General features: G+C 55.6%; 9 protein-coding genes and 1 other annotated feature. Of the genes, 4 read left to right on the forward strand and 5 right to left on the reverse strand.

All coding sequences use genetic code 11. The annotated features are described in order from the left end of the window. The first annotated feature begins 4 nt into the window (after positions 1 to 4). Positions 5 to 1126 (forward strand): bifunctional chorismate mutase/prephenate dehydrogenase, encoded by a 1122-nt coding sequence (tyrA, locus tag BBB56_RS14875; RefSeq protein ID WP_123801721.1) that lies wholly within the window; start codon positions 5 to 7, stop codon positions 1124 to 1126. Between the two features lie 181 nt (positions 1127 to 1307). On the opposite strand, the gene pheA is transcribed toward tyrA, so the two are convergent. From pheA to bamD, 5 genes are all read right to left on the reverse strand, one after another. After that, a complete protein-coding gene (gene pheA / locus BBB56_RS14880) occupies positions 1308 to 2474 on the reverse strand; it encodes a bifunctional chorismate mutase/prephenate dehydratase (RefSeq protein ID WP_123801722.1) in 1167 nt (388 codons plus the stop codon). A 25-nt stretch (positions 2475 to 2499) separates the two neighbouring features. Then, positions 2500 to 2624 (reverse strand) — a sequence feature (Phe leader region). Continuing rightward, on the reverse strand, positions 2576 to 2623 hold the full coding sequence (pheL, locus tag BBB56_RS14885) for a pheA operon leader peptide PheL (RefSeq protein ID WP_123801731.1): 48 nt from the start codon (positions 2621 to 2623) through the stop codon (positions 2576 to 2578). It overlaps the preceding feature by 48 nt. Before the next feature lie 96 nt (positions 2625 to 2720). Further along, positions 2721 to 3047: a ribosome-associated translation inhibitor RaiA gene (gene raiA, locus BBB56_RS14890; RefSeq protein ID WP_123801723.1), complete on the reverse strand. Its 327-nt coding sequence runs from the start codon at positions 3045 to 3047 to the stop codon at positions 2721 to 2723. An 87-nt stretch (positions 3048 to 3134) separates the two neighbouring features. Then, the gene (locus BBB56_RS23500; RefSeq protein ID WP_158673938.1) at positions 3135 to 3302 is read right to left on the reverse strand and encodes a hypothetical protein; all 168 of its coding nucleotides are present in this window, start codon (positions 3300 to 3302) and stop codon (positions 3135 to 3137) included. A gap of 16 nt (positions 3303 to 3318) precedes the next feature. Then, positions 3319 to 4053 carry an outer membrane protein assembly factor BamD gene (bamD, locus tag BBB56_RS14895; protein ID WP_123801724.1) on the reverse strand — a complete coding sequence of 245 codons (735 nt, stop codon included), beginning with the start codon at positions 4051 to 4053 and terminating at the stop codon, positions 3319 to 3321. A gap of 131 nt (positions 4054 to 4184) precedes the next feature. On the opposite strand from bamD, the gene rluD reads away from it, so the two are divergent. The 3 genes from rluD (at position 4185) to clpB (ending at position 8588) form a co-directional block, all read left to right on the forward strand. Continuing rightward, positions 4185 to 5165, forward strand: coding sequence for a 23S rRNA pseudouridine(1911/1915/1917) synthase RluD (rluD, locus tag BBB56_RS14900; protein ID WP_123801725.1), 981 nt, complete (start codon positions 4185 to 4187; stop codon positions 5163 to 5165). Further along, a complete protein-coding gene (gene yfiH, locus BBB56_RS14905; protein ID WP_123801726.1) occupies positions 5162 to 5890 on the forward strand; it encodes a purine nucleoside phosphorylase YfiH in 729 nt (242 codons plus the stop codon). Before rluD ends, yfiH begins: the two co-directional genes overlap by 4 nt. Before the next feature lie 124 nt (positions 5891 to 6014). Beyond that, the gene (gene clpB / locus BBB56_RS14910; protein ID WP_123801727.1) at positions 6015 to 8588 is read left to right on the forward strand and encodes an ATP-dependent chaperone ClpB; all 2574 of its coding nucleotides are present in this window, start codon (positions 6015 to 6017) and stop codon (positions 8586 to 8588) included. The last annotated feature ends 229 nt before the right edge of the window (positions 8589 to 8817 follow it).

The raw sequence follows: 8817 nt of genomic DNA on the forward strand, positions 1-8817 counted from the left end.
AGCAATGGTGGCTGAACTGACCGCGCTACGCGATCAAATTGATACTGTCGATAAGGCGTTACTGGATCTGCTGGCGAAGCGGCTGGAGCTGGTAGCGGAGGTGGGTGAAGTTAAGAGCCGTTACGGTCTGCCCATTTATGTGCCTGAGCGTGAGGCGTCAATGCTGGCTTCGCGCCGTAAAGAGGCCGAGGCGCTCGGCGTTCCGCCCGATCTGATCGAAGACATACTGCGGCGCGTGATGCGCGAGTCCTATACCAGCGAGAACGATAAAGGCTTTAAAACGCTTAATCCGGCGCTGCGCCCTGTGGTGATCGTTGGGGGCAAAGGGCAGATGGGCAGCCTGTTTGCGCGTATGCTGACGCTGTCGGGCTATCAGGTGAAATCGCTGGATAAAGATGACTGGGATAGCGCGCCATCGCTGCTGAGCGATGCCGGCATGGTAATTATCAGCGTGCCGATTCATCTGACGGAACAGGTTATCGCGCAGCTTCCGCCGCTGCCGGAAGACTGCATTCTGGTCGATCTGGCATCGGTCAAGAATCGCCCGCTCCAGGCAATGCTGGCGGCCCACAACGGACCCGTGCTTGGTCTGCACCCGATGTTTGGTCCCGACAGCGGCAGCCTGGCGAAGCAGGTGGTGGTCTGGTGCGATGGCCGTCAGCCTGAAGCCTATCAGTGGTTCCTGGAACAGATTCAGGTATGGGGCGCGCGACTGCATCGTATCAGCGCGGTTGAACATGACCAGAACATGGCTTTTATTCAGGCGCTGCGTCATTTCGCCACCTTCGCCTATGGCCTGCATCTGGCGGAAGAGAACGTTAACCTCGATCAGTTGCTGGCGCTCTCCTCGCCGATTTACCGACTGGAGCTGGCGATGGTAGGCCGCCTGTTTGCTCAGGATCCTCAGCTTTACGCGGACATTATTATGTCTTCAGAAAGTAATTTGTCGCTGATTAAACGTTACTACCAGCGTTTTGGCGAGGCCATCACTCTGCTGGAGCAGGGCGACAAGCAGGCGTTTATTGACAGCTTCAACCGGGTAGAGCACTGGTTTGGCGACCACGCTAAACGCTTTATGGTGGAGAGCCGCAGCCTGCTGCGCTCCGCCAACGACAGCCGTCCATAGTAAAACCGGCCGTCGTCAGGGCGCAGACGCAGGTAATGCGTAAAGACCAGCAGACGAGCAACAAAGCATCCCGCGATCAGAATGTCGCGGGTCAGGCTGGCAGTTATAAAGCGACCGGGCGCTGTCACACGCAAGGACATCGGCCCGGTGAGCGAAACGGCATCGGTAGCGATGCCGTTTTTTATTCGCTGCGTGGTTCTACCGCAACCACATTTTCGCTGGGATAGCATCCCAGAACCTTCAGCATACGGGTCAAAGCTTTTAGCTCCTGAAGCGCCTGCTGCATGCTCTCTGATTCCAGGTTACCCTGCACGTCGATATAAAACATCTCTTCCCAGGGATTGCCGTTAATGGGGCGCGATTCCAGCTTACTCATAACCAGATTATGCTGGCGCAGCACCAGCAGCGCTTCAACCAGCGCGCCCGCCTGCTGGCCGGTTGCGAGCAGCAGCGTGGTTTTAGCGGGAACCTGATCCGATACGGCAATGGCTTTGCGCGCCAGCACGATAAAGCGGGTATGGTTCTGCTGCTGATTTGCCAGATTGCGCTCCAGCACCTGCAACTGGTAAAGCTCGCCGCCAGCTTCGCTGCCGAGGGCGGCGGCTTTCGGCGAATTTAACGCCGCGACTTTTTCCATTGCGGCGGCTGTGCTCTCGGTATATTCGATTTTCCAGTGTGGGAAACGGCTAATAAACTGGCTGCACTGCTGGAAGGGCTGTGGATGGCTGTAGACGGTTTCAATCTGTTGCAGGTCGGTGTTGCCCGTTACCAGAACACAGTGATCGATAGGCTGCGTCAGTTCGCCAACAATGGAGAGGCTGGTTTGCTGTAGCAGATCGTAAACGTCATTAATCGAGCCTGAGCTGGTGTTTTCAATCGGCAAAACGGCGTAGTCAGCCTGACCATTTTCGACCTGGCGAATAATGTCATGGAATTTCAGACAGCCGATCTCAACCATATTGTCAAAGTGGCGCGCGGCATAGTGGCGCGCCGCCAGATGCGAGTATGAGCCTTTCGGACCGAGAAACGCAATCCGGGCCGCCAGCGCATGCGCATGGTTAAGGTTTTTCTGCAAAAGAGCCTGCTGCGTCAGGACGGAATCCTCAATAATCTGCTGAAACAGGCGGGTGATGTAATGCGCATCCAGCTGATGTTTCTGCCCAAGCGTAATTAAATGCTCCAGCAGCGCTCGCTCACGTTCGATGTCTCGAATCGGTCGGTGCGTGGATAGTTTGGCTTCGGCAACTTTCACCGCCAGCGCGCGGCGCTCTGCCAGCAGCGTCAACAGCTTTTCATCTACTGCGCTGATCTGGTCGCGCAGCGCCAGTAAAGGATTATCGGGATTCATTAGGCTCACCTGTAAGCTATTCAGTAAAAAAAAAGCCTCCCGGTTGGGAGGCTTTATTGTTCGTCTTCGCTTTCTTTTTCACACGACGAATTGCCTCCCAGTCAGGGGAAGGTAAAAAAGAAAGCGAAGAAGAACGGTAGATTTTTCATGCTGGCGTCCATTTAAAAGCTGAACTGAGAGTACCCGCACTGATTTAAGACTGTCAATAAAAAACGCGCCCGCAGGCGCGTTAGTGAAAACAGGGTGTCAGGTTGCGGGCGTGAAAGCTTTGACGCTGGTCGCTGCCCGACGGGCCTCCGGCTTGTGCTGAACCTTGTTCAGCTGGCGCTCTAGCTTGCCGATGAGGTCATTGATCGCGGTATACATGTCCTCGTGTTTAGCGCTGGCAACCAGGGTGCCGTTTGGCGTGTTAATAGTGGCGTCAGCCACAAATTCTTTTGGCGCTTTGGACAGGACGATGTGCGGATTTATCAGATGAGCTTGCCATTTTTCCAGCTTGGCGAGACGGTCTTCGACATGGTCGCGGATAGCCGCGGTGATTTCCATTTGTTTGCTGGTAATGTTCAGAATCATAGTTTTACCTCTCTGTCATTTCCGTCTTGGTAGGTCCAGAATAACGTGCCCAGCGGTAAAATGTGTGATGTAGATCACGAAAAAATGTCACTTTTTGTCAAGGCCAGTAATTTGCGAGAAAGGGCGAGAAGTCGGCGAAAAGGGCTTGAACCCGGTCAGGCAGAGGCGCATGATAGGCAGGTTAGCCCAGCGGTGAAATTGAGAAATTGTCTGTTTTTCACCCATAAAAAAGCAGCCTTGCGGCTGCTTTTTCATTTCTTCGGCCTGAAGATTAGCTGGCGCTATTGGCGGCGATAATTTTGGCTACCTTATCGGCCTCGGCATTCAGCTGCAAATTCCGGTAGGCGTTTTCCATCAGCGGCAGCGCATCTCTGGTTGCCTGCGTGTCTGGATAATCGCGCATCATACCTTCTACACGGTTAACAACCGCGACATAGGCTTCGCGCTTAGTATAGAATTGCGCCACCGAGAGTTCATATTTCGCCAGGCGATCTTTCAGGTAGACCTGGCGTTTTTGCGCGTCGGCCGCGTACTGGCTGTTCGGGTAGTTGCGTAACAGCTGTGCGAAGTCACGAAAGGCGTCGCGGGCATGCGTAGGATCGCGGTCGGAACGGTCTACGCCGAAAAAGCCCTGTAGCGCAGAGTCGTCCAGCGCCATATCCGTCAGGCCGCGCATATAGATGACGTAATCGATATTAGGATGGGTCGGGTTAAGACGCATGAAACGATCGATTGCGGCCTGCGCCAGTGGCAAATCAGCATTTTTGTAGTAGGCATAGATCAAATCCAGCTGTACCTGCTGAGAATAAGGACCAAAAGGATAACGGTTGTCCAGTGCTTCCAGTTGCTTAATCGCCGCTTTAAAGTTACCGTCCTGGAGCTTTTCCTGAGCAGTAGCGTAGATTTCGGAAGGCGGGCTGTCCGGTACTGTGTCCTTTGAGCTGGAGCAACCCACAAGGGCCAGACTCAGTGTGGCAGCAGCCACCAGATATTTCATACGCGTCATGACGAAATGGTTATCCTCAAATTTGTTATGGCGGAAGCTGTCCGTATAGCTCCCGGTAATGACCAGGTACGATAGCACATTATATTAAACGGCATCGCCGTGAAAACCCAACGTTAACGAAGAAGCTGTATATGGCACAACTAGTTCAACTCACCGCAACGGTCTCCGAAGCGCAACTGGGACAACGCTTAGATCAAACTTTGGCGGAATTGTTCCCTGATTATTCACGCTCGCGCATAAAAGAATGGATTCTGGACCGCCGCGTCAGCGTTAACGACGTTATCGTCGACAAACCCAAAGAGAAAGTTCTGGGCGGCGAGCGGGTCGCGATTAATGCAGAAATCGAAGAAGAGCAGCGCTGGGAAGCGCAAAACATCGCGCTGAATATTGTCTATGAAGATGACGATATTCTGGTGATCAACAAGCCACGCGATCTGGTGGTGCATCCCGGCGCCGGTAACCCAGACGGCACCGTATTGAACGCGCTGCTTTACCATTATCCTGCGATTGCCGACGTACCGCGCGCGGGCATCGTGCATCGACTGGATAAAGATACCACTGGTTTGATGGTGGTCGCGAAAACCGTACCGGCGCAAACGCATCTGGTCGAAACGCTGCAGCTGCGAGAAATCACCCGCGAGTATGAAGCGGTGGCGATTGGCACTATGACGGCGGGCGGCACTGTGGAAGAGCCTATCAGCCGCCACTCAACCAAACGCACCCATATGGCCGTGCACCCGATGGGAAAACCTGCGGTCACGCACTACCGCATCATGGAGCACTTCCGCGCCCATACGCGCCTGCGTTTGCGCCTTGAAACCGGCCGTACCCACCAGATTCGTGTGCATATGTCGCATATTAACCATCCGCTGGTGGGGGATCCGCTCTATGGCGGTCGTCCGCGTCCGCCGAAAGGGGCGTCAGAACAGTTTATTGCGACACTGCGCGCGTTTGACCGTCAGGCGCTGCATGCGACGATGCTGCGCCTCTACCATCCCATTACCGGCATTGAAATGGAGTGGCATGCGCCGCTGCCGCAGGACATGGTCGACCTGATCGACGTATTAAAAGCGGATACCGAAGAGTTCCGCGACCGGCTGGACTGGCTATGAGTTCCATTGTGCCGGACTGGCCCGCGCCCGCGAACGTTGGAGCCTGCTCCACGCTGCGCCACGGCGGGGTGAGCGTCGCTCCCTGGGCGTCGTTCAACCTCGGCGGCCATGTCGGCGACGATCCGGCGCATGTGGCTGCAAACCGGCAACGGCTGGTGGACGAGACCAGCCTGCCGCAGATGCCGCGCTGGCTTGAGCAGGTGCACGGTACGGAAGTGGTTCGGCTGCCTGCCGCGTCTGAGGACGCGCTCCAGGCTGATGCCTGTATCACCTCTGATGCCGGCGTTGTTTGCGCGGTGATGACGGCGGATTGCCTGCCGGTGCTGTTTTGCTCTTATGACGGCAAAGAGGTCGCCGCAGCGCATGCTGGCTGGCGCGGCCTGTGCGCCGGAGTGCTGGAAAACACCCTGGCGCAGTTCGCTTCGCCAGCCAGCCAGATACACGCCTGGCTCGGACCGGCCATCGGCCCTGACGCTTTTGAAGTCGGTAGCGAAGTGCGCGCGGCTTTTATGGTGAAGGATGCCCGCGCGCAGCAGGCGTTTCGTTCCACTGGCGCAAAGTATTTTGCTGACATCTGGCTGCTTGCGCAGCAGCGCTTGCAGGCGGCAGGCGTGACATCGGTAAGCGTAACCCGTCGCTGCACCTTTCATGAAGATGGCGATTTTTTCTCCTTCCGACGCGACGGAACAACCGGGCGTATGGCTTCTTTAATTTGGCTGAGATAACCTTACGCCACAAGACGATCCAGTAGCCGATTTTTTGCTCATGGTACAGGTCATTAACCTTGAAAATTTGAGGGATGACCTCATTTAATCTCCAGTAGCATTTTGACCTGTAATGGGAGGAATCATGCGTCTGGATCGTCTTACCAACAAATTCCAACTGGCCCTTGCCGACGCACAGTCCCTTGCTCTGGGACATGACAACCAGTTTATTGAACCCCTGCATCTGATGAGCGCGCTGCTCAATCAGGAAGGCGGATCCGTTCGTCCTTTATTAGCCTCGGCAGGTGTCGATGTGGCCTCTCTACGCAACGGCGTCGAGCAGGCGATCAGCCGTTTACCTCAGGTAGAAGGCAGCGAAGGGGATGTGCAACCTTCAGCCGATCTGGTCCGCGTGCTTAACCTGTGCGATAAGCTGGCGCAGAAGCGCGGCGATAACTTTATTTCATCTGAACTCTTTGTTCTGGCTGCCCTTGATTCACGCGGTTCCCTGGCCGACCTGCTTAAATCAGCCGGTGCAACCACAGACAAGCTTACCCGAGCGATTGACCAGCTGCGTGGAGGAGACAACGTGAACGATCAAGGGGCTGAAGATCAGCGCCAGGCATTAAAGAAATACACCATCGATCTCACTGAGCGCGCAGAGCAGGGCAAGCTTGACCCGGTGATTGGCCGCGATGAAGAGATTCGCCGCACCATTCAGGTGCTGCAACGCCGAACCAAAAACAACCCGGTGCTGATCGGCGAGCCTGGCGTGGGTAAAACCGCCATTGTCGAAGGTCTGGCGCAGCGCATTATCAACGGCGAAGTTCCGGAAGGGCTGAAAGGCCGCCGCGTACTGGCGCTGGATATGGGCGCGCTGGTGGCGGGCGCCAAATACCGCGGCGAGTTTGAAGAGCGCTTAAAAGGCGTACTCAACGATCTGGCTAAGCAGGAAGGCAACGTCATCCTGTTTATCGACGAGCTGCACACCATGGTGGGTGCCGGTAAAGCCGATGGCGCGATGGATGCGGGCAATATGCTGAAGCCAGCGCTGGCGCGCGGCGAGCTGCACTGCGTCGGCGCAACGACGCTGGATGAGTATCGTCAGTATATAGAGAAAGACGCGGCGCTGGAGCGCCGTTTCCAGAAAGTCTATGTTGCCGAGCCGAGCGTTGAAGATACTATCGCTATCCTGCGCGGTCTGAAAGAGCGCTATGAGTTGCATCACCATGTTCAGATCACCGACCCGGCGATTGTCGCGGCAGCGACTCTGTCGCATCGCTATATTGCCGATCGTCAGCTGCCGGATAAGGCTATCGACCTGATCGACGAGGCGGCTTCCAGCATTCGTCTTCAGATCGACTCTAAGCCGGAGTCGCTGGATCGCCTTGAGCGTCGCATTATTCAGCTGAAGCTGGAACAGCAGGCGTTGAAGAAAGAGTCTGACGACGCCAGCATTAAGCGTCTGGAAATGCTGGAGACCGAACTCGACCAAAAAGAGCGCGAGTACGCAGAGCTGGAAGAGGAGTGGAAAGCGGAAAAGGCCTCGCTCTCCGGTACTCAGAACATCAAGGCGGAGCTGGAGCAGGCGCGTTTGTCGCTGGAACAGGCGCGACGCGTTGGCGATCTGGCGCAAATGTCTGAGCTGCAATATGGCAAAATTCCAGCGCTGGAAAAACAGCTGGCAGCCGCTACGCAGTCTGAAGGTAAAACCATGAAGCTGCTGCGCAACCGCGTAACCGATGTAGAGATCGCCGATGTGCTGGCGCGCTGGACCGGTATTCCGGTGGCGCGCATGATGGAAGGCGAGCGCGACAAGCTTCTGCGTATGGAGCAAGAGCTGCATACTCGCGTTATCGGCCAGGACGAAGCAGTGGAAGCGGTATCGAACGCGATTCGTCGTAGTCGTGCAGGCCTGTCGGATCCCAATCGCCCAATCGGGTCGTTCCTGTTCCTTGGCCCGACCGGCGTGGGTAAAACCGAGCTTTGCAAAGCGCTGGCGAATTTCCTTTTTGACAGCGACGACGCGATGGTGCGTATCGATATGTCAGAATTTATGGAAAAACATTCGGTATCGCGTCTGGTTGGCGCGCCTCCGGGATACGTGGGTTATGAAGAGGGCGGCTATCTGACAGAAGCGGTTCGCCGTCGTCCTTACTCCGTGATCCTGCTGGATGAGGTAGAGAAGGCGCATCCGGATGTGTTTAACATCCTGCTTCAGGTGCTGGACGATGGGCGCCTCACCGATGGGCAAGGTCGCACCGTCGACTTCCGCAATACGGTTGTCATTATGACGTCGAACCTGGGTTCCGATTTGATTCAGGAACGCTTTGGTGAGCTGAACTATGCCGAAATGAAGGATGTGGTGATGAATGTGGTCGGCCATCACTTCCGTCCTGAGTTTGTAAACCGTATCGATGAGGTGGTGGTATTCCATCCGTTAGGCGAGCAGCATATTGCTTCTATCGCGCAGATTCAGCTACAGCGACTCTATAAGCGTCTGGATGAGCGCGGCTACCAGCTGCATATTTCCGACGCGGCGCTGAAGCTGCTGGGCGAAAACGGCTACGACCCCGTGTATGGCGCACGCCCGCTGAAACGTGCGATACAGCAGCAGATTGAAAATCCGCTGGCGCAGCAGATCCTTTCCGGACAGCTGATACCGGGTAAAACCATAGAAATGGATGTTAAAGAGGGCGAAATTGTCGCTCATCAGTAACTGACCAATAGCGAAACGGGCCTTCTGGGCCCGTTTTTTTTGCTCAGCACCCCGATTTCGCCGCATTTTTCAGCGTATCGCCTGGAAAGTAAGCGGTCAGAAAAAAAGTTGAAATTAGCCCTTGTCACCTGAGAAGAACTCCCTATAATGCGCCTCCACTGACACGGCACAACGGCTTACGGGGCGCGGTGTTCAGGAGACTCAGGCAGCTGAGTCGCCGGAGAAAATC

Source organism: Candidatus Pantoea deserta (assembly GCF_003813865.1).
GTDB classification, from domain to species: Bacteria; Pseudomonadota; Gammaproteobacteria; order Enterobacterales; family Enterobacteriaceae; genus Pantoea; species Pantoea deserta.

Coding starts and splice junctions, on each gene's coding strand:
- tyrA (WP_123801721.1), top strand. CDS start 5: ATGGTGGCTGAACTGACCGCGCTACGCGATCAAATTGATACTGTCGAT.
- pheA (WP_123801722.1), bottom strand. CDS start 2,474: ATGAATCCCGATAATCCTTTACTGGCGCTGCGCGACCAGATCAGCGCA.
- raiA (WP_123801723.1), bottom strand. CDS start 3,047: ATGATTCTGAACATTACCAGCAAACAAATGGAAATCACCGCGGCTATC.
- BBB56_RS23500 (WP_158673938.1), bottom strand. CDS start 3,302: ATGAAAAAGCAGCCGCAAGGCTGCTTTTTTATGGGTGAAAAACAGACA.
- bamD (WP_123801724.1), bottom strand. CDS start 4,053: ATGACGCGTATGAAATATCTGGTGGCTGCTGCCACACTGAGTCTGGCC.
- rluD (WP_123801725.1), top strand. CDS start 4,185: ATGGCACAACTAGTTCAACTCACCGCAACGGTCTCCGAAGCGCAACTG.
- yfiH (WP_123801726.1), top strand. CDS start 5,162: ATGAGTTCCATTGTGCCGGACTGGCCCGCGCCCGCGAACGTTGGAGCC.
- clpB (WP_123801727.1), top strand. CDS start 6,015: ATGCGTCTGGATCGTCTTACCAACAAATTCCAACTGGCCCTTGCCGAC.